The following is a 23,782-nucleotide window of genomic DNA, read 5'->3' on the forward strand; positions in this document are numbered from 1 at the left end:
CGATTCCGGCGGTCCCGGATCGGCGGCCCTTCGGGCCTTGTCCGGGATGACAACGTCAAGACAGCGAAGGCTAGCCGATCAGCGCCCTGGCCGCCGCGCGCGCGGCCTCGGTGACCTCGGCCCCCGACAGCATGCGGGCGATCTCCTCCTGCCGCTCGGCGGCCGACAGCGGCTCCACCCGGGTGCGGGTCGACCTGTCGTCACCCGACTTTGAGATCCGCCAGTGGGCGTCGGCCCGGGCGGCGACCTGGGCCGAGTGGGTGACCACCAGCACCTGGGCGTTGGCCGCCAGGCGCTTGAGCCTCAGGCCCACCGCGTCGGCCACGGCCCCGCCGACGCCCTGGTCGACCTCGTCGAAGATCATCAGCGGCTGGGGCCCCTCGCGCCCCGCGAGGGCGGCCTTCAGGGCCAGGGCGAAGCGGGCCAGCTCGCCGCCCGAGGCGATGGCCTCCATCGGCCCGAACGGCGCGCCGGGATTGGTCGAGATCTCGAAGGCCACGCGGTCGATCCCGGTCGGACCGGCCCGGTCCTCGTCCAGCGGCTCGACGGCGACGCGGAAGCGGGCCTTTTCCAGCTTCAACGGAGTCAGCTCGGCCTCGACGGCGGCCGCCAGGCGGTCGCCGGCCGCGCGACGCTCGGCCGACAGGGCCTGGGCGGCGAAGAGATAGGCGTCGCGGGCGTCGGCGGCGTCGCGCTCGGCCGCCGTCAGGGCCTCGGCCGAGGTCTCGATGGCCTGGAGCTGGGCCGCGAACTCGGCGCGCTTGCCGGGCAGGAGCTCGACGGCGATGTTCAGCTTGCGGGCCATGCCCCGCAGGGCGAACAATCGCTCCTCGGCCTTTTCCAGGCGGTCGGGCTCGAACTCGAAACCCTCGGCGGCGGCGTCGATGGCGGCGGCGGCCTCCTGGGCCTCGACCAGGGCGCGGTCCACCGCCTCGCAGGCGGCGGCCAGTCGGGTGACGGCCGGGCCGTCGGCCGGGGCGCCGGCCTGGATGGCGCGGTCGCGGGCCCGCTCGAGCGCCCGGAAGGCGCTGGCCAGCTTGCCCGACAGGGCGTCGCCGCCCAGGGTCTCGCTGGCTGCGGCGATGTCGGCCAGGGCCTTTTCGGCCGAGCCCAGCAGGGCCCGCTCCTCGGCCAGGGCCGTCTCCTCGCCCTCGCGCGGATCCAGCCGGTCCAGCTCGGACAGGCGCAGGGTCAGCTCCTCGGTCTCGGCGGCGGCCCGGTCGGCCAGGCCGCGCAGGGCCGCGGCCTTCTCGCGGGCGGCGCGCCAGGCGCTCCAGGCGCCGGCCACGGCCCCGACGCCGACCGCCCCAAAGGCGTCCAGCAGGGTGCGGTGGGTGCGCAGGTCCAGCAGGCCGACCGTCTCGTGCTGGCCGTGGACCTCCAGCAGCAGGGCGCCCAGGTCCTTGAGCACCCCGACGCTGGTGGCCTGGTCGTTGACGAAGGCGCGCGAGCGGCCGTCGGGCGACAGCTGGCGGCGCAGGACCAGGTCCTCGTCGCGGGCGTAGTCCAGGCCCTTGTCGTCCAGATAGGCGAAGGCGGCGTGGTCGGCCGGCGGGGCGAAGATGGCGGTGGCGCTGGCGTGGCCTGCAGCCCCCCGACGAACGAGCCCGGCGTCGGCCCGGGCGCCCGTCGCCAGGCCCAGGGCGTCCAGGATGATCGACTTGCCGGCCCCGGTCTCGCCGGTCAGGGCGGTCAGGCCCGGACCGATGGCCAGGTCCAGGCTCTCGATGAGCACGACGTCGCGGATGGAGAGACCGATCAGCATGAGCCCTAGGATCGCCGGGAATCACGGTTTTTCATAGGGGGCTTGTTCCCGGGACGTTCTCGGCGGCCTGAAAGGCCCTCCTGAACGGAAAACGGGCCGATCCTGGAAGGACCGGCCCGCTTTGAACTACATGCCCAGGACGCCCATGATGCCGCCCCTCTTGGGCTTGGCCGGCGGCTTGGCGTCGGCCGGCGGCGTCGCGCCGGGGGTCGCGGCCGGGGCCGGCGTCGTGGCGGCCGGCGGCGGCAGGGTGGCGTCCTTGTCGTGGATCAGGCGATCCAGGAAATTCTTCTTGTTGCCGGCCTTCAGCGGCTCCACCGCGGGCTTGAGGCCGTTGTTGGTCAGCAGCTTGTAGGCCTCGGCGTACCAGGGATCGCCCGGGAAGTTGTAGCCCAGCACCGCGCCGTTGCGCTTGGCCTCGTCCAGCAGGCCCAGGGTCAGGTAGCTCTCGACCAGGCGGTAGAGGGCCTCGGGGGTGTGCGAGGTGGTCTGGTGGCGGTCGATCACGGTGCGGAACCGGCCGATGGCGGCCAGGGTCTGGCCGTTGCGCAGGTAGTAGCGGCCGATGGTCATTTCCTTGCCGGCCAATTGGTCGCTGACCATGTCGATCTTCAGGCGGGCGTCCTGGGCGTATTCCGAGTTGGGATAGCGCTGGACCACGTCGCGCAGGGCGGCCATGGCCTGCTCGGTCGCGGCCTGGTCGCGGTTGACGTCGACGATCTGCTCGAAATAGCAGACGGCCTTCAGATAGTAGGCGTACGAGGCCGACGGATTGCCCGGATACAGGCCGATGAAGCGGTCGGCGTCCGAGATCGCCTCGTTGTACTGGTTGCCCATGTAGTGGGCGTAGCCGGTCATCAGGATCGAGCGGCGCGACCATTCCGAATAGGGGTGCTGGCGCTCGACCTCGCGGAAATAGTCGACGGCCTCGTTCCAGCTGCCGCGGTCCAGGCGGTTGGCGCCGGTCGAATAGAGCAGTTCCACCGGGCGTTCTTCATAGGCCAGGGTCGGCTTCTTGCGCTTGCCGGCGCAGGCGGAGACCGACAGGGCGACCAGCGCGGCGGTCGCGACCATGGCCACCTTGCGTCCCGAGAAATTACGAAGCACGGACTTATCACCCTCGAAGCAAACGTGCGCCCCTGCGCCGTGCAAGGCTTCTACACCACGCCGATGCGGGCGCAAATGGAAGCCGAACCGTGACGAGGATACGCCCCAAGACGCATCCCCCGGGGAATCCGCCAAAACCCTACAGACATCGGCTTTTTGACCAAATCAGGTCGAAGGTCGACGCCTTCGTATCAGAGGGTCAGACGGCCTGCGCCAATTCCACCGAATGGGCGCGCATCCGCCAGGCGGACGGGTTGGCCATCAGGGCCCGGACGATGGCGTTGTTCAGGCCGTGGCCGGCCAGGACGCCCTCGAAGCGGCCGATGATCGGCGCGCCCAGCACGTAGAGGTCGCCCACCGCGTCCAGCGCCTTGTGGCGCACGAACTCGTCGGGGCGGCGCAGGCCTTCGGGGTTCAGCACCCGGTCGCCGTCGATGACCACGGCGTTCTCCATCGTGCCGCCGCGGGCCAGGCCGATGGCGCGCAGGGCCTCGACGTCGCGGAGGAAGCCGAAGGTGCGGCAGTCGGACAGCTCGGCGCGGAACGAGTCCTCGTCGACGGCCAGGTCGACGCGCTGGCGGCCGATGGCCTTGCTGGCGAAGGCGATCTCGAAGGCCACCTCGAAGCGGTCGCACGGCGACAGGCTGGCGGACTTTTCGCCCTCCTCGACCGTCACCGTCTTCAGGATCTCGATATAGCGACGGGCGGCTTCCTGCTTGCGACGGCCGGCGCGGTCCAGGATCTGCACGAAGGGCTCGGACGAGCCGTCCATGATCGGAACCTCGGGCCCGTCCAGCTCGACCACGCAGTTGTCGATGGCGAGGGCCGCCAGGGCCGCCATCAGGTGCTCGATGGTCGAGACGCGCACGTCGGCGGCGTTGTTGATCACGGTGCCCAGCTGGGTCTGGCAGACGGCGTCCGGCCGCACCGGCACGCGGTTGTCGCGGTCGTGGACATCGGTGCGCACGAAGACGACGCCGGCGTCGGCCGGGGCCGGGCGCACGGCGACGCGCACGTGCGAGCCGGTGTGCAGACCCACCCCGGCGAAGATGACCGGTCCGGCGACCGTATGCTGAAAATATGCCGAAGCCGACACTTGAGACCCTTACCTTACCAGCGGGGCGGTTCATCGACCGCCTTCTCGCCCCACCTACCATCTAGGGAAAATGCTGCGTCGCGGCAAAGCAAGTCCTGTTTCGGATTGTTACCTCCATATCCGATTGTTTTTCATGGCTTTTTCGGACAACTGAAGGTCATATTTTTGTCGCATTGCGAAGCTTGTGGTCGCGAAGGACGATCATGCGCCCCTCCCCTGGCTTCGCCGGCATGTCGTCGCTAGGCTTCGGCCTCTTTCCGGCGCCAACGCCTCCTGGATACCGTTTCGATGACCAAGACCTTGCGCACAGCCGCCTCCGTCCTCGCCCTGTCCATCGGGGCCCTGTCCGTCGCGACCTTCGCCACGGCGCCCGCCGCCTTTGCGGAAGGCCGCGGCTTCACGGCCAAGGACATGGTGCAGCTGGAGCGGATCAGCGACCCGCGCGTCTCGCCGGACGGCCGCTTCGTGGTCTACAGCGTACGGACGATGGATTTCGCGGCGAACAAGGCCGCCATGTCGCTGTGGATCGCCGACCTGAAGGCCAGGATGGCCCCGCGCCGCCTGGCCATCTCCGACGGCGGGGCCAGCAGCCCCCGCTGGTCGCCGGACGGCAAGGGCCTGTACTTCGTCTCGGGGCGGACCGGCGGCCTGGACCAGGTCTATCGCACCGACGCGGCCGGTGAGACCGCCATCCAGGTGACCAAGGCCCCGTTCGATGTCGGCGCCTTCAAGATCGCGCCGGACGGCAAGACCATCGTCATTTCCCAGGCCGTGTTCCCCGACTGCGACACGCTGGAATGCACCAAGGACAGGCTGGCCGCCAAGGGCGCGCAGAAGACCACGGGCGTGGTCTACGACAAGCTGTTCATCCGTCACTGGGACGCCTGGAACGACGGGACCCAGAACCACCTCTACGCCCTGAAGCTGGACGACGCCGGCCTGGCCACGGGCGCGCCGACAGCGCTGATGAACGGCTTCAACGGCGACGCGCCGACCAAGCCGTTCGGCGGCGACGAGGACTTCACGATCACGCCGGACGGTAAGTCGGTGGTGTTCTCCGCCAAGCCGGCCGACCGCGAGGAAGCCTGGAGCACGAATTACGACCTGTGGCGCGTCCCGCTGGACGGCTCGGCCAAGCCGGCGAACGCCACGGGGGCCAACAAGGCCTGGGACGCCCAGCCCAGCGTCTCGCCCGACGGCAAGACCGAGGCCTATCTGGCCATGAAGCGCCCGGGCTTCGAGGCGGACCGCTTCGCGATCATGATCCGCGAGGGCGACAAGGTCCGCGAGCTGTCGCCCGCCTGGGACCGCTCGGCCCAGTCGATCGCCTGGAGCGCCGACGGCAAGACGATCTACACGACCGCCGAGGACGTCGGCCAGACCAGGCTGTTCGCGGTCGACGTCAAGACCGGCAAGGTCACCGCCCTGACCGGCGAAGGCCATGTCAGCGGCTTCAGCGTCGGCCCGCAGTCGATCGTCTACGCCCAGGACGACCTGAAGGGCCCGGCCCAGCTCTACGCCCTGTCCACGGCGAAGAAGGGCCAGGCGCCCATCAAGCTCACCAACAACAACGCCGAGGCCCTGGCCGGCGTGGCCATGGGCGAGCCCGAGCAGTTCAGCTTCCCCGGCTGGAATGGCGAGACCGTGCACGGCTACCTGGTCAAGCCGGCCAATTTCGATCCCGCCAAGAAGTACCCGGTCGCCTTCCTGATCCACGGCGGCCCGCAGGGCTCGTTCGGCAACCTCTTCCACTATCGCTGGAACGCCCAGACCTATGCGGGCGCCGGCTATGCGGTGGTGATGATCGATTTCCACGGCTCGACCGGCTACGGCCAGGCCTTCACCGACGCGATCAGCCAGCACTGGGGCGACCGACCGCTGGAGGACCTGCAGAAGGGCTGGACCTTCGCCACCGGCAAGTACGCCTTCCTCGACAAGGACCGCGCCTGCGCCCTGGGCGGCTCGTACGGCGGCTTCATGATCAACTGGATCGCCAGCCAGTGGAAGGAGCCGTGGAAGTGCCTGGTGAACCACGACGGCATCTTCGACAGCCGGTTCATGGGCTATTCCACCGAGGAGCTGTGGTTCAGCGAATGGGAGAATGGCGGCCCGCCCTACCAGGCCGGCACGACCTATTCCAAGTTCAACCCCGCCGACCATGTGGACCAGTGGAGCGTGCCCGAACTGGTGGTCCAGGGCGGCCAGGACTTCCGCGTGCCGCTGGAGGAAGGCATCGGCACGTTCACGGCCCTGCAGCGCAAGGGCGTCCCCAGCAAGCTGCTGTACTTCCCCAACGAGAACCACTGGGTGCTCAAGGCCCAGAACTCGGTGCAGTGGCATGACGAGGTGCTGAAATGGCTCGACCGCTGGACAAAGGGCGAGCCCGCCCAGTAATGCGCTTATAAATTGCAGCTCTTCGCCCCTTCCGTTAGTTTGGACACGGAAGGGGCGCCCATGTTCCAGCTGTTCCGCGCGATCTCAAACCGCATCACGCTGCAATCTCGACTGGGCGGACGCTATGCCGAGGCCCGCGTGCTAGCCGCCGAGCTGGACCTGGACCTGACCGAGATCGCCCTGCGCCACGGCAGCCAGGGCCATGCCGGAGGCGACCCGGCCGACCAGAACAGCCAGGCCGAGCGCGAGGAGAAGTTCCGACGCCTGACCGAGGGCTTCAACAGCCCCTACCCCAGCGAACAGATCGCCGCCGCCGTGGACCTGCGCAAGTGGATGGTGCGCGACTACGGGCTGGAGCGGCTGAGATGGTTCGTGCCGCAGCTGCGCGAACGCTACATCCACGCGATCGGGCCGAAAGCCGCCAGGATGGAACCGATCGTCTTCGCCCCCGAGGACGCCAGCCGCGCCGAGCTGGAGGCCGAGGCCCTGAGCCTGCTGGAGCGGCTGAAGCTGCTCTACACCCTGAGCAGCGAGCGCGAGGTGCTGACCGGCCGGATGCGGCGCTGGGCCCTGGGCCTGCTGTGCTGGCTGTTCCTGGCGCTGGTGGTCACCCGCCTGCTGCCCAACATCATCCCGCCCGGCGCCCTTCGCGAGTCGGTGACCGTGATCGCCAACTTCTCGCTGATCGCCTTCATCGGCGCGGCCGGCGCCATGGTCTCGGTGCTGCGACGCACCGAGTCGGCCATGGCCTCGGCCTCGTCCGACATCGATCCCGTACGCCAGGTCAGCGCCCTCAGCCAGGGCCTGACGGCGGTGTTCATCGCCGCCTTCGTGGGCATGTCGGTCTCGTTCGTGCTGGTGGCCTTCTTCGCCAGCGGCCTGGTGCGCGAGGGCGCGATCGTCGGCCCGGCCGCGGCCAACCTGTTCCCGCAGATCGTGCCCTGCCGCTACGACTGCCCGATCACCCTGGTCAACCGCGGCCTGATGTTCCCGGCCGCCGTCGACGCGGCCAAGCTGATGGTCTGGGCCTTCATCGGCGGCTTTTCCGAACAGCTGGTGCCCGACGTTCTGGACCGTCTGACCAAGGCGGCGCGGCAGACGAAGAAGCCGTCGGAGGCGGCTTAGCGGGCGTCAGGCCCGCTCCGAGGGTTGTCATCCCGGAAAGCGCACGGCGCTTGTTCGGGATGACAACGGATGGTGCGATTCCCTAAACCCGCCCTGTCGCCACCGCCCAGGTCAGGCGCCACCGCGTCTCCACCTCGCCCAGTTCGCGCGCGCCCGCCTGCGCCATCGCCAGGGCCGCCGGCGCGGCGGCGGGGAACGCGGCCACCGGCAGGGCCTTCAGCGCCGCGTTCGCCTTGCGTCGCGCCTCCCCCACCCGGCGGCGGACCTCGGCCTGAGTCCAGTCGTCCGGCAGGCGCTGGATTCCCGTCCGTTTCAACCGCCACAGCCCCGCCAGGCCATAGGCGCGGGCGGCGTCCTGCACCGCGTGGGGATCGGCCTTCGGGTCCAGCCGCCAGGCGGCCAGCATGGTCACCGCCCCGGCCGTGGCGTCGACATAGGTCAGGACCTCGCCCTCGGTCGCGAACGGCGCGGCCTCCAGGTCGGCCATCCGGGCCTCCGCCATCTCGGCCAGGGCGCCGAAGGGATAGCCGGCAACGGCCAGGGCCTCGACCGTGGGGTGTCGGCGCGGCGACCGGCCGGCCGCGATCTCCTCCATGGCCTCGCGCCACCAGGTCAGGCGGATCTCGCCCATCAGGGCGTTGCTGACCCCGCCGGCCACGCGGGCCAGCTCGTAGTTGAAGGCGTAGAGGGCGATGACGTCGGCCCGGGCCTTGGGATCGGCGATGAAGCGGCTGGCCAGCCAGCGGTCGGGATCGACGCGGCGCACCAGGGCGTCCAGGTCGGTGTCCGGCTCGGCGTTGCGGTGGGCGATGTCCAGCGTGGTCGTCATGGGCGCGGCTTATGCGCCGCATCGCCCAAAAGAAAAAGGCCCGCCAAGCCGGCGGGCCTTTTCCGATCGAACTGATCGCGCGATCAGTTGAACAGCGTCTGGTACATCGTCATCGTCGCCAGCATCGGGATGCTGAGCAGCGTGTTGATGCGCGAGAACAGCATGGCCATCTTGGCCGCCTTGGCCTTGGCGTCGGCGTCCACCTCGACGATGCCCAGGGCCCGCTTCTGGTTCGGCCAGATCACGCCCCACACGTTGATGAACATGATCGTCGCCAGCCACATGCCCAGGCCGATGAAGGTGAAGCCCATGTCGACGCCGCGCTCGTAGCCGCCCCACAGGCCGAAGGTCGCCGCCTCGGCGAGGTAGCCGCGGGCGAAGGCCAGGACCACGCCCATCACCCAGGTGGCCAGCGCCGCCCATCGGAACCAGAACAGCGCCTCGGGGGCGATGTACTTCGACACGGCCGGCTTCAGCTCGGCCGGGATCTGCGGCATGACGCGGATCTGGACGAAGTTAAAATAGTACAGCAGCCCGATCCACAGGATACCGAAGAACACGTGCAGCAGGCGGAAGACCGCCTGGAAATAGGCGTCGTCGAAGCCGTGCGGGCTATGCCCGAAGCCAAACGCGATCACCAGCGCCAGCAGCACGCTGACGATGATGGTGTTGCGGAAGTTCGAAAGCAGTCCGGTCATGTCCAGGCCCCCTGATGCCCCTGTTGCGAGCTCAGGTATAGGGCGCCCCGGAGAGTCGGCAAATAGACACGCTTTTTGCGGACGCCGGGCAGCCAGGACGCCACCCCAGATCCGTTGTCATCCCGGAAGCCCCGCAGGGGCTGTCCGGGACCCAGGCGACTGGGCGAAGGCGGTGCGGTTCACCTGGGTCCCGGACAAGCGCTGCGCGCTTTCCGGGATGACACCGGCGGAGCGTCCCGGTGCAGCGCCGGCCGTCAGACGGCGATCAGGGCCGCCGCCAGCCGCCGGCCTTCGCTGGCCAGGACGTTGTAGGTGCGGGCCGCGGCCTCGGTGCTCATGAACTCCAGCCCCACGCCCGCCGCCTTTAGCGCGTCGCGCACCGGGCGTGGCGGCAGGGCGTTGACTAGGCCCACGCCCAGCAGCACGAACTCGACCACCCCGCCCGCCGCCAAGACCTCGGCGAAGTCTTCCGGCGTCAGGGCCGCCAGGCTGGCGGCGGCCCAGTCCCGCGGCTGGTCGTCGAGGATCAGCAGCGAGCCCGGACGCCAGACGCCGGAGACGCGGAAACCGCCGCCGCCCCAGGCGTCGATCGATGGCGGCTGGCGCAGCATCAGGGCCGGGTGCCGGCGCCGAGCTTGATCGGCGTGGCTTCCTCGTCGCCCCGCTTGACGCCCCAGACGAGGATCAGCGGCAGGGCGATATAGACCGACGAATAGGTGCCGATCAGGATGCCGAAGGTCATGGTGAAGACCAGTGGGAACAGCACCGGGCCGCCGAACACCATCGTGCCGCCCAAGGCCAGCAGGGCCGTCGAGCCGGTGATGATCGTCCGCGACAGACGCTCGTTCTCCGACAGGTCGATGATGTCGCGCAACGGCGTGGTCTTGTACTTGCGCAGGTTCTCCTTGAGCCGGTCGAAGGTGATGACCTTCTCGTTCATGGAGTAGCCGATCACCGTCAGCAGGGCGGCGATCGAGGTCATCGAGAACTCGATCTGCAGCACTGACAGGAGGCCGAGCGTCAGGATGATGTCGTGGAACACGGCCACCACGGCGCCGACGCCGAACTGCCACTGGAAGCGGAACCAGATGTAGCCCAGCATCAGCAGCAGGGCGATGCCCAGGGCCTTGAAGCCCGAGCCCAGCAGTTCGCCCGAGACCTTGGCTCCGATCACCGAAGGGGCCGGCATGGTCATGCCCGGGAACTTGGAGATGATCTCGGCCTTGACCCGGTTGGCCTCGGCGATGGCGTCGCCGCCGGCCGTGGGCAGGAAGCGGATCATCGCCGCGTTGGGCGAGCCGAAGTTGTCCTGGACCTGCACGTCATGGGCGCCAGTCGCCCGGGCGACCGTGCGCAGGGCGTCGCCCGAGATGGGCGTGGGCATGCGCGCTTCCATGGCGATGCCGCCCTTGAAGTCGATGCCCAGGTTCAGGCCCTGGGTGAAGAACGACACGCACGAGCCGGCGATCAGCAGGGCGGAGATCGCCGCGGCGACCGGAGCCCACTTCACGAAGCGGAAGTGGGTCTGGCGGGGGATCAGGCGGATGAGGGGCCAAGCCATGATGGGAACCTAAGCGATCGGCAGCTTCTTCGGCTTGGCGGTCTTGAACCACCAGCCGATGAGCACTTGAGTGATGATGATGGCGGTGAACACCGAGGTGAACACGCCGATCGACAGGGTCCAGGCGAAGCCCTTGATGGGGCCGGAGCCGAACCCGAACATGATCGCCGCGGAGATCAGGCTGGTGATGTTGGCGTCCATGATCGAGACCATGGCCCGGCGGAATCCGGTGTCGGCCGCCGACATCGGCGATCGTCCCGCCGCCGCCTCGTCCCGCATCCGTTCGTAGATCAGCACGTTGGCGTCGACCGCGACCGCCAGGGTCAGGATCAGGCCGGCGATGCCGGGGAAGGTCAGGGTCGCCTGGGTCATCGACATGATGCCGACGATCAGCAGCACGTTGACCACCAGGGCCAGGGCGGCAAACACCCCGAACAGGCCGTAGGCCAGGATGATGAACACGAACATCGCCACCGCGCCGATGGCCAGCGAGATGGCGCCGGCCCGGACGGCGTCGGCGCCGAGCTCGGCCCCGACGGTGCGCTGCTCTTCCAGGTTCAGCTTGGCCGGCAGGGCGCCGGAGCGCAGCAGCAGGGCCAGCTCGGCGGCGCTTTCCGGCGTGAAGTTGCCGGAAATGATGCCCGAACCACCCGGCAGAGGCTGGTTGATGACCGGCGCCGAGATGTATTTGTTGTCGAGCACGATGGCGAAGCGCTTGCCGACATTGCGGGTGGTGGCGTCGCCGAACTTGCGGGCCCCCGAACCACCGAAGCGGAAGCCGACCGCGGGCGCGCCGTTCTGGTCGAACTCCTGGTTGGCGGTCACCAGGTCCTCGCCGGTCACCAGGGCGCGCTTGGCGACCGGGAGCGGTGGAGCGCCGGGCTCGGTGCCGGGGATGACCACGACGCCGGGCGGGATGCGACCGGCGATCATGTCTTCCTGCGAGACCGTCTCGTCGACCATCTGGAAGGTCAGCTTGGCGGTCTGGCCGATCACGGCCTGCAAGCGGGCCGGGTCGCTCTCGCCGGCCGCCTGGATGACGATCCGGTTGCTGCCCTGCTTGGTGATCGTCGGTTCCTTGGTGCCCAGGGCGTCGATCCGGCGGCGGATGGTCTCGATCGACTGGTCCACGGCCTTGACGGCGTCGGCCTTGGCGGCCTCCGGCACGAAGCTCAGCTCCAGCCGCCCGTCGCCCTTGTTGGCCACCGCGGTGTCCCGCCCGCCGATGGCGCCGGCCAGCGGTCCGCCGATCGAGCGGCGCAGCAGGCTGACCGCCTGGTCCACCTTGCCCGGGTCGGTGATGCGGACCCGCACGATGCCCCCCGCTTCGCCCAGCTCGCCGAACTCGATCTGGTCGTTGCGCAGGGTGGTGCGCACGTCCTCGACCATGTTGGTCAGGCGTTCGGCCCGCAGCGCGTCGGTGTCGACCTCATAGAGCAGGTACGATCCGCCCTGCAGGTCGAGGCCCAGGTTCAGCTTCTGGTGCGGAACCCAGCCCGGAAGCGCATCGAGCGTCTTCTGCGGCAGCACGTTGGGCAGGGAGAAGACGATGCCGAAAATCACCGACAGGATGACGGCGGTGACTTTCCATCGGGAGAGGGTCAGCATGGATTACAGGCTCTGGACGACGCCCCAGGGCGCCTCGTGTTCAAGCGAAGTGGTGATCAGCTCTTGGGATCGTTGGCCGGGGCGGGTTCGCCCTTGGCGCGGATCTCGGCGATCATGCTCTTGACCACCTTCACGGTCACGCCCTGGGCGATCTCGACGCCGACCTCGGTGTCCTCGACGCGGACGATCTTGCCGAGCATGCCGTTCGACAGCACGACATTGTCGCCGCGCTTCACGGCGGCGATGGCCGCGGCGTGCTGCTTGGCGCGCGTCTGCTGCGGGCGGATCAGCATGAAATAGAAGAGCACGACCATCAGGATGATGGGCGCGATCTGGATCAGTTGGGCTTGCAGTCCACCGGACATGTCGTCTCCAAGAAAGTCAGGTTAGCGTCCCGCCACACATGGGGGCCCGCCAAGTCGGCGGAAGCTATGCGTTCACCTCCCCTTTTGCAATGACGGGCAGGTGGGGCTAGGAGGCAACACATGACCGACGCCGCCCTGCCCCTGCTCGCCCGCATCGCCGACGCCCTGGAGCGCCTGGCCCCCGCCGCCCCGGCCGCCCCGGACTTCGCCGCGGGGCGGCTGTTCCGGCATGAGCCGGCCAGCGGTAGCTTCATACCGGCACCCGACTATCCGATGCCCCTGGACCTGCTGATCGGCGTCGAGCGGCAGAAGGACCGGTTCGTCGAGAATCTCCGCCGCTTCGCCGTCGGCCTGCCCTGCAACCATGTGCTGCTGTGGGGCGTGCGCGGCACGGGCAAGAGCTCGCTGACCAAGTCGGCCTTCATGGGCATGGCCGCCGAGCACCCCGCCCTGAAGCTGGTCGAGGTCGACCGCGACGAGGTCACCGCCCTGCCGCCGCTGTTCGACCTGCTGCGCGCCCGCGCCGAGCGCTTCGTGGTGCTGTGCGACGACCTGTCGTTCGAGGACGGGGCCGCCGCCGCCAAGGCGCTGAAATCGGCCCTGGAGGGCGGCGTGGCCGGACCGCCCGAGAACGTGCTGTTCGTCGCCACCTCGAACCGCCGCCACCTGATGCCGCGCGACCACGTCGAGACCCAGGGCGCGATCGCCGCCGCCGAGAACGCCGAGGAGGAGATGAGCGTCTCCGACCGCTTCGGCCTGTGGATCGGCTTCCCGCCCATGGACCAGCCCACCTACCTGGCCGCCATCCACGGCTACGCCGACCGTTTCGGGCTGAAGGTCGAGAATCTCGAGCGCCGGGCCCTGCAATGGTCGCAGCTGCGCGGCGCCCGTTCGGGCCGGGTAGCCTACCAGTTCATCCGAGACCTGGCCGGGGAGCTGGGTGTAAACTTGCCGGCGTAAGACCCTTCGGAGGCCCTGATGGGCAAGCCTTGGTTTCGCGTGAAGCGCTACGGGTTCGACGCCGGCCTGCCGTGCAGCTGGGAGGGCTGGGCGCTGCTGGCCGGCTTCCTGGTCGTCCTCGCCGCCAGCGGCGTGGCGTTCGCGGGGCGCGACCCGATGCTGCATCTGGGCGTCGTGCTGGCCGCGACGGCGATCGTGGTCATCGTCAGCTGGCGCAAGAGCGACGGCCCCTGGAAGTGGCGCTGGGGCGACAAATAGCCTGACCCTTCTCCCATTGTGAAGCGGGGCAATCGCCTCCCCCAGACGGCTGTCATCCCGGACGAGCGCGCAGCGCGAAGATCCGGGACCGGGGCGTGAACTCGGCGCTCCCGGCGGTCCCGGGTCTTCGCTTCGCTACGCCCGGGATGACAGCCTCTTGGGGCGAAAATCCATAGGCAATTCCGCTGCCTTTACCGAGGAGAGAAAGCCCCTACCTCGGCAGCACCAGGCCTGGATCCACCGGACGCGCCTTGTCCTTCGGGGTCGGCGCGTAGCGGACCTCGAAGTGCAGCTGCGGCTCGGGCGCGCCGCCGGTCTGGCCGACCGCGCCCAGGGTGGCGCCCTGGGCGACCTGCTGGCGCATCTTGACCTCGGTGGTCGACAGGTGGGCGTAGGCCGTCACCCAGCCGTCCGCGTGCTTGACCAGCACCAGGTTGCCGAAGCCGGGCACCTGGTTGCCGGCATAGACCACCTCGCCCGCCGCGGCGGCGCGGACCGGCGTGCCGGCCGGCGCCCGGATGTCGACGCCGTCGTTGCGCTGGCCCGTGCCCTTGACGCCGAAGCCGGAGATCGTCTCGCCCTGCAGCGGCCACACGAAGCGGCCGCGGCCGGCGGCGGCGATCTCGGCCTCGGTCGGCGGCGGGCTGCTGCCGATGATCTGGCCCGAGGACGGCGGCGGCGTCACCGGCTGGGCCGGGCCGGTGGGCGTGCGGGGATAGGTCGTGCTGGGCGACGGCGTATAGGGGCGCGGCGACGAGGGCAGCGACGCCGGCGGCGGCGTGGCGGCCGGCGGGGTGTAGCTGGGCGCGGGCGTGGTCGGGCGCGGGACGCTGGGACGCGGCGCGGCCGGGGTGGTCGTCACCGTGGTCTTCAGCGGGCCCTTGTCCCGGAAACCGGACGGCAGGCGCAGCTTCTGGCCCTTCTTGATCGCGGCCGAGGTGCGGAGGTTGTTCTCCTCGGCCAGGGCCGCCGGCTTGACGTTGAAGCGCTTGGCGACATTGGCCAGGGTGTCGCCGGTCTGGACCACATAGGCCTTGGCCGTGGTCGCCGGGCCCTTCAGCTTCTGGCCGGGCTTGATGCGGTACGGCGCCTCGAGGTCGTTGTCCTTGGCCAGGTCGGCGCGGGTGGTGTCCAGGCTGCGGGCGATGGAGTCGATCGCGTCGCCCGACTTGACGGTGTAGGTGCGGCGCGGGCCGGCGACCTCGACCACCGGACCGGTGACGCTGACCGTGGTGGTGGTGACCGGGCGGCCGGCCGGCGCCTCGTCCTCCTCGACCTCGCGGGAGGGGGCTGACGCTGAGGCTTGGCTGGACGGCGAACCGATCGGCGGCAGGCCGCTGGACGACGACGGCGCGCCGCTCGCCGGGCCCAGGGCCACCGGCTGCATCACGGTGGTGCGGCTGGGGCCCTTGTCCTTGTAGCCGTCCGGCAGGCGCAGCTTCTGGCCCTTGCGGATGGCCGAGCCGGTGCTCAGGTCGTTCGCCTCGGCCAGGGCCGCGGCCGTGACGGAGAAGCGCTTGGCGATGGCGAACATCGTGTCGCCGGTCTGGACGACATAGGCCTTGGCGTCCTTGGTCTCGGGCCCCTGGAGCACCAGGCCGGGATGGATGCGGTACGGCGCCTTAAGGTCGTTGTCCTTGACCAGCTGGGCGCGGGTGGTGCCCAGGGTGCGGGCGATGGCGTCGATATTGTCGCCCGACTTGACCTTGTAGCTCTTGGGCGGGCCGGCGATCGTCACCACGGGGCCGCCGACGGTGGTGACCACCACCGGGCGCGCCGCCGGCGGGGCCGGGGCGGGACGGGTTTCAGCGACGGGCGGGGGCGGCGGAGGAAGCGGCGCCGGCTGGGTGGTCGTGGCCGGGGCCAGGGGCTGGCTGGAGACGCCGACATTGCCGGCGGGCGCGGAGAAGGTGGGCTGCGGCTCGTCGGGCGGGGTCGAGGGGCCTTCGGGCTGCTGGTTGGCCGGCGGGGCCTGGACGATCGGGAAGTTCGGCGTCGGAGCCTGGCTCCGGGTGGGATATTGCGCGCCGCCCGTGCTCTCGCAGGCCGCGAGCGTTCCAGCCGTCAGGGCGATCACCGCCGCACGCGTCCACAACTGCCTCATAGCCTCTCCTCTACCTTGCATGGGCTCCAGTCGCCGCCGCAAGGGTAAACCAACCATTAAACATGTCGCGCCGCCCCGAGAACCCCGGGCGGGACCCACGGGGAAAACCCGGCGACGCCGGCCCGCTATTCGCGGGCGACGCCGTCCAGGATCGGGACGAAACGCACGTCGCACAGGACTTCGACGGTGAAGCCCCCCTTTCCGTCGCCGGCGTAGCGGCGAAGGCTCTGCACCGGCCCCTTGCCCACCGGCGCGACGAGCACGCCTTGGGGCTTGAGCTGCGAAAGCAGAGTTTCCGGTTCATCCTGCGCCGCCGCCGTGACCAGAATGCGGTCAAACGGCGCCTGTTTGGGCCAGCCCTCCCATCCATCCCCGAATTTCGTGATGACATTGGTCAGGCCCAGCACCGCGAAGCGGGCCTCGGCCTCCTTCATCAGGGTGCGGTAGCGCTCGATCGTGTAGACGAGGCGCGAGACGCGGCTGAGGACGGCGGTCTGGTAGCCCGAGCCGGTGCCGATCTCCAGCACCCGGCAGCGCGGCTCCAGGGTCAGGGCCTGGGTCATCAGGCCGACGATGAACGGCTGGCTGATCGTCTGGCCGCAGGCGATCGGCAGGGCCGAGTCCTCCCAGGACCGCTCCTTGAACAGGTCGGGGGTGAACAGGTCGCGCGGGGTCTTCTCAATGGCGTTCAGCACGGCCGGGTCGGTGACGCCCTGGGCGCGCAGGGCCTTCATCAGCGCCTGCAGCCGGGCCTCGGGCGTGTCGGCCTTGGCCTGGGCCATCACGAAGCCGCCTCCAGCTTTGGCGGCGCGCCGCCGAGCAGCCCCTTCAGGGCCGCCACCGTCGGGTTGTGGGTCAGGTCGATGTGCAGCGGCGTGACCGAGATGCGCCCCTCGTAGACGGCTTTCAGATCCGTGCCCTCCGCCGGCGTGGACGGCTTGAGAACGAAGCCCGTCCAGTAATAGTCGCGACCACGCAGGTCGGTCCGCTTTTCCATGCTCCGCATGTGCGAGTCGCGGAAGCCCTGGCGGGTGACTTCCACCTCGGTGACCGCCTCGGGGGCCAGGGCCGGGAAGTTGACGTTCATGACCACGTCCTTGGGCCAGCCGATCTCCAGCAGGCGGCGGACGATGCCCGGCCCGAAGTGCTCGGCGGTCTCCCAGTGGGCCACCACCTCGTCGTGGAAATAGGTCATGGCCTGGGACAGGGCGATCGACGGGATCCCCAGGGCCATGCCCTCGATGGCGCCGGCCACCGTGCCCGACAGGGTGACGTCCTCGGCCAGGTTCTGGCCGCGGTTGACGCCCGACAGCACCAGGTCCGGCGCCGGGCCGTCGATCAGTTGCTGGACGGCCATGGCCACGCAGTCGGTCGGGGTGCCCTCGACGGCGAAGCGGCGGTCGTCGATCCGGCGCACGCGGATCGGGTCCGACAGGGTCAGGGCCCGGCCGGCCCCCGACTGCTCGTATTCCGGGGCCACGATCCAGATGTCGTCCGACAGGGCGCGAGCGATGCGCTCCAGGCTTTGCAGGCCCTCGGCGTGAATGCCGTCGTCGTTGGTGAGGAGGATGCGCATCTAGACCTTCCTTCTCCCCTTGCGGGAGAAGGTGTCAGCGTAGCTGACGGATGAGGGGTCGCGCCGCCGGTCCAGAAGGGCGGCTGAAGCGATCTTCAACCCCTCATCCGACCGGCTGCGCCGGCCACCTTCTCCCGCAAGGGGAGAAGGATCGTGGAGGCGGGTCACGCCGCGCCCCCGATATGCGTCACGCCGCCCATGTACGGGACCAGCACGTCCGGGATGGTGATCCGGCCGGTCTCGTCCTGGTAGTTCTCCAGCACGGCCACCAGGGTGCGGCCGACGGCCAGGCCCGAGCCGTTCAGGGTGTGGACGTAGTGCGTGCCCTTCTCGCCGGCCTTCTTGAAGCGAGCGTCCATGCGCCGGGCCTGGAAGTCGCCGCAGTTCGAGCACGAGCTGATCTCGCGATAGGTGTTCTGCGACGGCAGCCAGACTTCCAGGTCATAGGTCTTGCGGGCCCCGAAGCCCATGTCGCCGGTGCACAACAGCATGGTGCGGAACGGCAGCTCCAGCGCCTTCAGCACGGCCTCGGCGCAACCGACCATGCGCTCGTGCTCGGCCTCGGACTGGTCGGGCGTGGTGATCGAGACCAGCTCGACCTTGTAGAACTGGTGCTGGCGGATCATGCCGCGGGTGTCGCGGCCCGACGCGCCGGCCTCGGAGCGGAAGCTGGGCGTCAGGGCCGTCATCCGCAGCGGCAGCTCGGCCTCGTCGGTGATCTGCTCGCGCACGATGTTGGTCAGGGAGACTTCGGCGGTGGGGATGAGCCACTTCGGATCGCCGATAAACAGTCGCACGGCTGCATCGAACTCTCCGGGTTCCCAGGTTCGGTTCGCGGTCAACGTCTCTTGGATATCTCTGACGTCGCCGCTATTCGCGCAGAAGAGATCATCCTTGAACTTCGGCAGCTGTCCCGTCCCGAACAACGCCTCGTCCTTGACCAGCAGCGGCGGGCTGACCTCGACGTAGCCGTGCTGCACCGTCTGCAGGTCCAGCATGAATTGGCCAAGCGCCCGTTCCAGCCGGGCGATCTGGCCCTTCAGCACCACGAAGCGCGCACCGCTCATGCGGGCGGCGGCTTCGAAGTCCATGCCGCCCAGGGCCGCGCCCAGATCGACGTGGTCCTTGGGATTGTTCAGGCGGCCGGCCGGCAGTTTGGACGGATCGCCCCAGCGACGGACCTCGACATTGCCCGCCTCGTCCTCGCCCGCCGGCACCTCGGGCGCGGGGATGTTGGGCAGGGCCGCCAGCAGGTCGCGCAGCTGGCCGCCGACCTCGGTCTCGGTCTGGGCGGCCGAGGCCATGACCGCCTTCAGGTGCTCGACCTCGGCCATCAGGCGGGCCGCCTCGGCCTCGTCCTTCTTGGCCTTGGCCATGCCGATCAGCTTGGAGCTCTCGTTGCGCTTGGCCTGGGCCTCCTGCAGCGCCGTCTGGGCCGCGCGCAGCAGGGCGTCCAGCTTGACCGCCTCGGCGGCCGCGCCCGAGCGGCCCTTGGCCGACCAGGCGGCTTCGAAGGCGTCGGGATTGTCGCGGATGGCCTTGATGTCGTGCATCGGAACGCTCGGAAGAGAAGTCGTTAAGAACGGACCTCTCTAAGGCGCGTCGGCGGGGGCGCCAACACTCTTCCCTCTCCCCTTGCGGGAGAGGGTGGCCCGCGCAGCGGGTCGGGTGAGGGGTCGATGGCGGGCGCCGCCGCGTTACGCACGGCCTCCAACGTCTGAGAGACCCCTCATCCGGCGCTGCGCGCCACCTTCTCCCGCAAGGGGAGAAGGGAAATCAGACCGCCACCACGTCCTTGGTCTGCTCGGCCTCGTCCTTGGCCTTGCGGCGCTCGATCAGCCACACGCACCAGATCGAGATCTCGTAGAGCAGGCACATCGGGATCGCCAGGGTCATCTGGCTGATCGGGTCGGGCGGGGTCAGGATGGCGGCGGCGATGAACACCCCGACGATGGCGTAGCGGCGGCCGTCGCGCAGCATCTTGCTGGAGACGATGCCGGCCATGCCCAGCAGCGAGACCACCACCGGCAGCTGGAAGCACAGGCCGAAGGCCAGCAGCAGGGTCGTGACCAGGGTCAGGTAGTCGCTGACCTTGGGCAGCAGCTGGATCGAGATGCCGGCGGTCGAGATCTGCTGGCTCAGCGAGAACCACAGCACGAACGGCAGCATCACGTAGTAGACCAGGGCCGCGCCCAGCAGGAACATGAACGGCGAGGCGATCAGGAACGGCAGGAAGGCGTAGCGCTCGTTCTTGTAGAGCCCGGGGGCCACGAAGCGGTACAGCTGCCAGGCCAGCACCGGGAAGGTCAGGACCACGGCCCCGAAGCCGGCCAGCTTCAGCTTGGTGAAGAAGAACTCCAGGGCGGCGGTATAGACCAGGCCCAGGGCCTTGGTGTCGGTGGCCGGGATCTCCTTCAGGCCCAGCAGGGCCAGCAGCAGGTCGAAGGGGCCATGATGGCCGCCGGCGTGCTGGGCGGCCAGCAGCTTCTGGGCCACCGTGAACGGGTTGACCAGGAACAGGAAGATCTGGTCGGCGAAGGCGAAACAGACGCCGAAACCGACGAACAGGGCGACCACGCAGATGATCAGCCGCATGCGCAGCTCGATCAGGTGATCCATCAGCGGCGCGCGCGAGGCTTCGATCTCGTCTTCCGGATCGTGTCCGAGGGCGTTGGTCACGAGACGATGTCCGAATTGGTCGAGGTCTTGGCCGCGCGCTTGCGGGCCGGCTTGGCCGGAACCGAGAGGTCGCCCTTGGCGACCTTGGCCGACTTGGGCTTGGAGACGATCTCGGTCGCCTCGGCGGCGGCCTTGGGCTTGGCCGAAGTCTTTCGCTTCGGCTTGGAGACGATCTCGACGCCGGGCGCGGGCGCCTCCAGGGGCGTCGCGGGCTGGTAGGCGTCGTGCGGCGAGACCTTGACCGCGCCGCTGTTGAGGCTGGCGTCGATGTCCGCGAACACCTGGTCGACGTGGCTGGCGTCGCCGGCCTGGGCGGCGGCGTCGCGCATCGGGGCGGTGTACTGCCCTTCGCGCATGGCCTGGACCTCGCGGCGCAGCTCGTCCAGCTCCGACTGGCGGGCCATCTCGTCGAAGCTGGCGCGGAACTCGTTGGCCATGCCGCGGATCTTGGCGACGAACTGGCCGAGCTTGCGCAGCAGGACGGGCAGGTCCTTGGGTCCCACCACGATCAAGGCGACCGCGGCGATGACCAGGAGTTCCGTTCCGCCGATATCAGGAAGCATGGACGCGCCTTAGAGCGAGCCGGGAGCCGGCGCGCGAAGTGAAACGATAGCCGCGTCCGCCCTCCCCCTCGCGGGGGCGCGGCGCGACGAATCCCCTACGACTTGCGCAGGTCTTCCTTCTCGGCCTCGGTGCGCGGCAGGGCGCCCGTCGACTTGTTGGCGGCGACGTCGTCGGACGAATCGTCCTTCAGACCGTCCTTGAAGGCTTTGATGCCCTTGGCCGCGTCGCCCATGATGCCGGACAGCTTGCCGCGCCCGCCAAACAGCAGGGCGACGACCGCGATCACGATCACCCAGTGGATCCAGCTCATGCTACCCATGACGACGATGCTCCTTGCGACAGCGGCCCATTAGCCGCTGTGGCGTGTCGTTACAATATCTCTGACAATATAGGCCGTCGCGAGGCGAGGGGCAAAGCGGCGCCGCACGATAAGCGGGCGCCTGCGACGATGTGTAAAGCCCCTACCCCCGCTCCATGTCTCCCAGGAAATCCTGAGCGAATTCCGGAGCCTCGTCGCCGTCCTCCAGCGGATCCTCGTCCTCGCCGGCCCGCAGGCCCATCGGGTCGGGCACGGTGAAGCCCGGCGGCAGGTCCAGGGCCAGAAGACCGGCCGCGCGCATCTCGGCGATTCCGGGCAGGTCGCCCAGGGTCGCCAGGCCGTAGTGCTCGAGGAAGGCGTCCGTGGTGCCGAAGGTCACCGGACGGCCGGGCGTGCGGCGGCGGCCGCGCATCTTGACCAGGCCCAGCTCCAGCAGCACGTCCAGCGTGCCCCGGCTGGCCTGCACCCCGCGCACCGCCTCGATCTCGGCCCGGGTGACCGGCTGGTGGTAGGCGATGATCGCCAGGGTTTCCTGGGCGGCCTTGGACAGGCGGCGCGGCTCTTCGCGCTCCTCGGTCATCAGGAAGGCCAGGTCCTGGGCGGTCTGGAACCGCCAGCGGCCGGCCACCTGCACAAGCTCTATGCCCCGGCCGGCGTAGCGCGCGTGCAGGTCGGCCAGGCCCGCGCCGATGTCGGCGCCCTCGGGCAGGCGCTTGACCAGGTCCTCGACGCTCAGCGGCTCGGCCGCCGCGAACAGCAGGGCCTCGATGCAGCGTTCGGTGAAGAGGGGGTCGATGGTCATGGCGCGAAAGCCCCCTCAGTCGCTTCGCGACAGCTCCCCCAGAGGGGGAGCATCTCCTGAGTCGATCTTCCCCCTCTGGGGGAGGTGGCCCAAAGGGCCGGAGGGGGTCTTCTCACGTCGCAGGCTCCAACGGCTCGGCCCTTGTCCGCAGATAGATATCCGAGAACGCCTCCATCTGCCGCGCCTCGAGGATCCCCTCCTTCACCAGCTCCAAGCTGGCCGACAGGGTCGAGGCCAGGTAGCTGGCGGGGCTGGGGCCGTCGGGATCCTCTTCCCAGCGGTCGACCGGCGCGACTCCCGACAGGGTCGTCCAGTCCTTCATCCGCGGCAGCAGCTCGCGCAGGCGGTCGCGGGCGTCCTCCAGCGGATAGGCCTGGGGCGGGCGCGGGGCGTAGTGGCGGCCGTGCTCGCGCTTGCGCTGGGTGATGTAGGCGGTCATCAGGGCGTAGAGGTCGCCCTCGAAGCGGGTCGAGGAGACGATCTTCACCGCCTCCGGGTCGCCGCGCATGAACACGTCGCGCTTGAGGATCGGGCGCTCCTTCAGGGCCTCGACGGCCTTGCGCATCACGTCCAGCTTGGCCAGGCGGAAAGCCAGCTGGGCGGCCATCTCCTCGGCCGGCGGCTCCTCGGCCTTGGGGCGTTCGGGCTTGGGCAGCAGCAGGCGCGACTTCAGATAGGCCAGCCAAGCGGCCATCACCAAGTAGTCGGCGGCCAGCGAGAAGCGCACCCGGCGGGCCTGCTGCACGAAGGCCAGGTACTGCTCGGCCAGCTTGGTGATCGACAGCTGCAGCAGGTCGACCTTCTGGCTGCGCGCCAGGGCCAGCAGCACGTGCAGCGGCCCTTCGTAGCCGTCGATGTCGATGACCAGCGCCGCGCCGTCCTCGGCCGCCTCGTTGGCGGCCTCGAAGTCGAGAGTGGGCTGGAAGCCCGTGCTCACGCAAAGCGTCCGTCGAAGGCCGCATCGAACCGCGCGCGCGCCTCGGCCACGTCCAGCGGCTCGGGGACCTTCACGAGCCGGCCCATCACCGCCTGGACCCGACGCTTGGCCTCCCGCGACAGCTTGCCGACGCCGGACATCACCGCCTTCATCTCGGCCATGTCGCCGTTGCAGTGCAGGACCACGTCGCAGCCGGCGGCCAGGCTGTCCTTGGCGCGCTGCCGGAAATCGCCCGACAGCGCCTTCATCGACAGGTCGTCGCTCATCAGCAGGCCGTCGAAGCCGATGGACTCGCGAATGATCTTCTTGATCGCCTTCTTCGAGGTCGTGGCCGGGCGAGACCGGTCGATGGCCGTGTAGACGACGTGGGCGGTCATCGCCATCGGCATGTCCGACAGCACGCGGAACGGGGCGAAGTCGCGGGCGTCCAGCTCGGCCAGCTTGGCCTTCACCACCGGCAGCTCCAGGTGGCTGTCGGCCATGGCGCGGCCGTGGCCGGGGATGTGCTTGATGATCGGCAGGACGCCGCCGGCCAGCAGGCCCTCGGCCGCCGCGCGCCCCAGGGTCGCCACCTGCTGCGGCGTGTCGCCATAGGCGCGGTCGCCGATGATCTCGTGCCCCTGCGGATCGGGCACGTCCAGCACCGGCACGCAGTCGACATTGATCCCCAGCGAGGTCAGGTCGTGGGCGATCAGCCGCGCGCCCAGGCGGGTGATCTCGCGCGCCACCAGCGGGTCGTTGGCGACGAGGTCGCCATAGGCGCGGCCCGGCGGATATTTCCGCCAATGCGGCGCCTGCAGGCGGGCGACGCGGCCGCCCTCCTGGTCGATCAGGATCGGGGCGTCGGAACGCCCCACCGTGGCGCGCAACGCCGCCGTCAGGGCCCGGACCTGGTTCGGGTCGGCGATGTTGCGCTTGAACAGGATGAAGCCCCACGGCTTCACGTCGCGGAAGAACGCGGCCTCCTCCGCCGTCAGGGTGGTCCCGGCGCAGCCGAGGATGGCGGCGGAAATGCTGGCCAAGCGCCCGACTCCC

23 protein-coding genes and 1 pseudogene are annotated in these 23,782 nt (G+C 69.5%); 5 read left to right on the top strand and 19 right to left on the bottom strand.

The genetic code is table 11. The features are described from left to right. Positions 1 to 70 precede the first annotated feature (70 nt). The 3 genes from recN to lpxC all read right to left on the bottom strand — a co-directional run bounded on the left by recN (position 71) and on the right by lpxC (position 3,968). Positions 71 to 1,765 carry a DNA repair protein RecN gene (gene recN, locus AC07NX_RS14215; RefSeq protein ID WP_494642613.1) on the bottom strand — a complete coding sequence of 565 codons (1,695 nt, stop codon included), beginning with the start codon at positions 1,763 to 1,765 and terminating at the stop codon, positions 71 to 73. 126 nt (positions 1,766 to 1,891) lie between these two features. Then, positions 1,892 to 2,839: an outer membrane protein assembly factor BamD gene (locus AC07NX_RS14220; RefSeq protein WP_494642726.1), complete on the bottom strand. Its 948-nt coding sequence runs from the start codon at positions 2,837 to 2,839 to the stop codon at positions 1,892 to 1,894. A gap of 232 nt (positions 2,840 to 3,071) precedes the next feature. After that, a complete protein-coding gene (lpxC, locus tag AC07NX_RS14225) occupies positions 3,072 to 3,968 on the bottom strand; it encodes a UDP-3-O-acyl-N-acetylglucosamine deacetylase (RefSeq protein WP_494642614.1) in 897 nt (298 codons plus the stop codon). Positions 3,969 to 4,256: 288 nt separating this feature from the next. Here lpxC and AC07NX_RS14230 point away from each other — a divergent pair, with 288 nt between their 5' ends. Both AC07NX_RS14230 and AC07NX_RS14235 read left to right on the top strand, forming a co-directional pair. Further along, a complete protein-coding gene (locus AC07NX_RS14230; protein WP_494642615.1) occupies positions 4,257 to 6,362 on the top strand; it encodes a prolyl oligopeptidase family serine peptidase in 2,106 nt (701 codons plus the stop codon). A 60-nt stretch (positions 6,363 to 6,422) separates the two neighbouring features. Then, positions 6,423 to 7,487, top strand: a complete 1,065-nt coding sequence (locus tag AC07NX_RS14235; protein ID WP_494642616.1) for a hypothetical protein — start codon at positions 6,423 to 6,425, stop codon at positions 7,485 to 7,487. 82 nt (positions 7,488 to 7,569) lie between these two features. Here the strand turns inward: AC07NX_RS14235 and AC07NX_RS14240 are convergent, their stop codons facing one another. The 6 genes from AC07NX_RS14240 to yajC all read right to left on the bottom strand — a co-directional run bounded on the left by AC07NX_RS14240 (position 7,570) and on the right by yajC (position 12,548). Continuing rightward, positions 7,570 to 8,316, bottom strand: coding sequence for a squalene/phytoene synthase family protein (locus AC07NX_RS14240; RefSeq protein ID WP_494642618.1), 747 nt, complete (start codon positions 8,314 to 8,316; stop codon positions 7,570 to 7,572). Positions 8,317 to 8,399: 83 nt separating this feature from the next. Next, positions 8,400 to 9,014: a urate hydroxylase PuuD gene (locus AC07NX_RS14245; RefSeq protein ID WP_494642619.1), complete on the bottom strand. Its 615-nt coding sequence runs from the start codon at positions 9,012 to 9,014 to the stop codon at positions 8,400 to 8,402. Positions 9,015 to 9,268: 254 nt separating this feature from the next. After that, entirely contained in the window at positions 9,269 to 9,622 is a 354-nt protein-coding gene (locus AC07NX_RS14250) for an Mth938-like domain-containing protein (protein ID WP_494642727.1), read from the bottom strand. Positions 9,623 to 9,624: 2 nt separating this feature from the next. Then, a complete protein-coding gene (gene secF, locus AC07NX_RS14255) occupies positions 9,625 to 10,575 on the bottom strand; it encodes a protein translocase subunit SecF (RefSeq protein WP_494642620.1) in 951 nt (316 codons plus the stop codon). A 9-nt stretch (positions 10,576 to 10,584) separates the two neighbouring features. Next, positions 10,585 to 12,183, bottom strand: a complete 1,599-nt coding sequence (gene secD / locus AC07NX_RS14260; protein ID WP_494642622.1) for a protein translocase subunit SecD — start codon at positions 12,181 to 12,183, stop codon at positions 10,585 to 10,587. Between the two features lie 56 nt (positions 12,184 to 12,239). After that, on the bottom strand, positions 12,240 to 12,548 hold the full coding sequence (yajC, locus tag AC07NX_RS14265; protein ID WP_494642623.1) for a preprotein translocase subunit YajC: 309 nt from the start codon (positions 12,546 to 12,548) through the stop codon (positions 12,240 to 12,242). 120 nt (positions 12,549 to 12,668) lie between these two features. On the opposite strand from yajC, the gene AC07NX_RS14270 reads away from it, so the two are divergent. Together AC07NX_RS14270 and AC07NX_RS14275 are read left to right on the top strand one after the other, a co-directional pair. Then, positions 12,669 to 13,508, top strand: coding sequence for an ATP-binding protein (locus AC07NX_RS14270; RefSeq protein WP_494642625.1), 840 nt, complete (start codon positions 12,669 to 12,671; stop codon positions 13,506 to 13,508). Positions 13,509 to 13,526: 18 nt separating this feature from the next. Then, entirely contained in the window at positions 13,527 to 13,766 is a 240-nt protein-coding gene (locus tag AC07NX_RS14275) for a hypothetical protein (RefSeq protein ID WP_494642627.1), read from the top strand. A 211-nt stretch (positions 13,767 to 13,977) separates the two neighbouring features. Here the strand turns inward: AC07NX_RS14275 and dipM are convergent, their stop codons facing one another. The 3 genes from dipM to surE form a co-directional block, all read right to left on the bottom strand. Further along, on the bottom strand, positions 13,978 to 15,870 hold the full coding sequence (gene dipM, locus AC07NX_RS14280; protein ID WP_494642629.1) for a cell division endopeptidase DipM: 1,893 nt from the start codon (positions 15,868 to 15,870) through the stop codon (positions 13,978 to 13,980). Between the two features lie 125 nt (positions 15,871 to 15,995). Continuing rightward, positions 15,996 to 16,652, bottom strand: a complete 657-nt coding sequence (locus AC07NX_RS14285; RefSeq protein WP_056755596.1) for a protein-L-isoaspartate(D-aspartate) O-methyltransferase — start codon at positions 16,650 to 16,652, stop codon at positions 15,996 to 15,998. Then, positions 16,652 to 17,446 (bottom strand): 5'/3'-nucleotidase SurE, encoded by a 795-nt coding sequence (gene surE, locus AC07NX_RS14290; RefSeq protein WP_494642631.1) that lies wholly within the window; start codon positions 17,444 to 17,446, stop codon positions 16,652 to 16,654. Before surE ends, AC07NX_RS14285 begins: the two co-directional genes overlap by 1 nt. A 19-nt stretch (positions 17,447 to 17,465) precedes the next feature. On the opposite strand from surE, the pseudogene AC07NX_RS14295 reads away from it, so the two are divergent. After that, positions 17,466 to 17,597, top strand: a pseudogene (locus AC07NX_RS14295) (hypothetical protein); the annotation flags it as partial. A gap of 13 nt (positions 17,598 to 17,610) precedes the next feature. Here AC07NX_RS14295 and serS read toward each other — a convergent pair. The 7 genes from serS to nagZ all read right to left on the bottom strand — a co-directional run bounded on the left by serS (position 17,611) and on the right by nagZ (position 23,769). Further along, positions 17,611 to 18,999, bottom strand: a complete 1,389-nt coding sequence (serS, locus tag AC07NX_RS14300) for a serine--tRNA ligase (protein WP_494642633.1) — start codon at positions 18,997 to 18,999, stop codon at positions 17,611 to 17,613. A 223-nt stretch (positions 19,000 to 19,222) separates the two neighbouring features. Then, positions 19,223 to 20,125: a twin-arginine translocase subunit TatC gene (gene tatC / locus AC07NX_RS14305; RefSeq protein ID WP_494642634.1), complete on the bottom strand. Its 903-nt coding sequence runs from the start codon at positions 20,123 to 20,125 to the stop codon at positions 19,223 to 19,225. Then, positions 20,122 to 20,688, bottom strand: coding sequence for a Sec-independent protein translocase protein TatB (tatB, locus tag AC07NX_RS14310; protein ID WP_494642635.1), 567 nt, complete (start codon positions 20,686 to 20,688; stop codon positions 20,122 to 20,124). The genes tatC and tatB overlap by 4 nt, the downstream gene beginning before the upstream one ends. 95 nt (positions 20,689 to 20,783) lie before the next feature. Further along, the gene (locus tag AC07NX_RS14315; RefSeq protein WP_494642637.1) at positions 20,784 to 21,008 is read right to left on the bottom strand and encodes a twin-arginine translocase TatA/TatE family subunit; all 225 of its coding nucleotides are present in this window, start codon (positions 21,006 to 21,008) and stop codon (positions 20,784 to 20,786) included. 142 nt (positions 21,009 to 21,150) lie between these two features. After that, positions 21,151 to 21,810 (bottom strand): SMC-Scp complex subunit ScpB, encoded by a 660-nt coding sequence (gene scpB / locus AC07NX_RS14320; protein ID WP_494642639.1) that lies wholly within the window; start codon positions 21,808 to 21,810, stop codon positions 21,151 to 21,153. 112 nt (positions 21,811 to 21,922) lie between these two features. Then, on the bottom strand, positions 21,923 to 22,747 hold the full coding sequence (locus tag AC07NX_RS14325) for a segregation and condensation protein A (protein WP_494642641.1): 825 nt from the start codon (positions 22,745 to 22,747) through the stop codon (positions 21,923 to 21,925). Further along, complete coding sequence (gene nagZ, locus AC07NX_RS14330) at positions 22,744 to 23,769, bottom strand: beta-N-acetylhexosaminidase (RefSeq protein ID WP_494642643.1); 1,026 nt, start codon at positions 23,767 to 23,769, stop codon at positions 22,744 to 22,746. The genes AC07NX_RS14325 and nagZ overlap by 4 nt, the downstream gene beginning before the upstream one ends. Between the last annotated feature and the right edge of the window lie 13 nt (positions 23,770 to 23,782).

The sequence above is a fragment of the Caulobacter sp. GW821-FHT09A05 genome (assembly GCF_059418465.1).

Coding starts and splice junctions, on each gene's coding strand:
- recN (WP_494642613.1), bottom strand. CDS start 1,765: ATGCTGATCGGTCTCTCCATCCGCGACGTCGTGCTCATCGAGAGCCTG.
- AC07NX_RS14220 (WP_494642726.1), bottom strand. CDS start 2,839: ATGGTCGCGACCGCCGCGCTGGTCGCCCTGTCGGTCTCCGCCTGCGCC.
- AC07NX_RS14230 (WP_494642615.1), top strand. CDS start 4,257: ATGACCAAGACCTTGCGCACAGCCGCCTCCGTCCTCGCCCTGTCCATC.
- AC07NX_RS14235 (WP_494642616.1), top strand. CDS start 6,423: ATGTTCCAGCTGTTCCGCGCGATCTCAAACCGCATCACGCTGCAATCT.
- AC07NX_RS14240 (WP_494642618.1), bottom strand. CDS start 8,316: ATGACGACCACGCTGGACATCGCCCACCGCAACGCCGAGCCGGACACC.
- AC07NX_RS14245 (WP_494642619.1), bottom strand. CDS start 9,014: ATGACCGGACTGCTTTCGAACTTCCGCAACACCATCATCGTCAGCGTG.
- secF (WP_494642620.1), bottom strand. CDS start 10,575: ATGGCTTGGCCCCTCATCCGCCTGATCCCCCGCCAGACCCACTTCCGC.
- secD (WP_494642622.1), bottom strand. CDS start 12,183: ATGCTGACCCTCTCCCGATGGAAAGTCACCGCCGTCATCCTGTCGGTG.
- yajC (WP_494642623.1), bottom strand. CDS start 12,548: ATGTCCGGTGGACTGCAAGCCCAACTGATCCAGATCGCGCCCATCATC.
- AC07NX_RS14270 (WP_494642625.1), top strand. CDS start 12,669: ATGACCGACGCCGCCCTGCCCCTGCTCGCCCGCATCGCCGACGCCCTG.
- AC07NX_RS14275 (WP_494642627.1), top strand. CDS start 13,527: ATGGGCAAGCCTTGGTTTCGCGTGAAGCGCTACGGGTTCGACGCCGGC.
- dipM (WP_494642629.1), bottom strand. CDS start 15,870: ATGAGGCAGTTGTGGACGCGTGCGGCGGTGATCGCCCTGACGGCTGGA.
- AC07NX_RS14285 (WP_056755596.1), bottom strand. CDS start 16,652: ATGGCCCAGGCCAAGGCCGACACGCCCGAGGCCCGGCTGCAGGCGCTG.
- surE (WP_494642631.1), bottom strand. CDS start 17,446: ATGCGCATCCTCCTCACCAACGACGACGGCATTCACGCCGAGGGCCTG.
- serS (WP_494642633.1), bottom strand. CDS start 18,999: ATGCACGACATCAAGGCCATCCGCGACAATCCCGACGCCTTCGAAGCC.
- tatB (WP_494642635.1), bottom strand. CDS start 20,688: ATGCTTCCTGATATCGGCGGAACGGAACTCCTGGTCATCGCCGCGGTC.
- AC07NX_RS14315 (WP_494642637.1), bottom strand. CDS start 21,008: ATGGGTAGCATGAGCTGGATCCACTGGGTGATCGTGATCGCGGTCGTC.
- scpB (WP_494642639.1), bottom strand. CDS start 21,810: ATGACCATCGACCCCCTCTTCACCGAACGCTGCATCGAGGCCCTGCTG.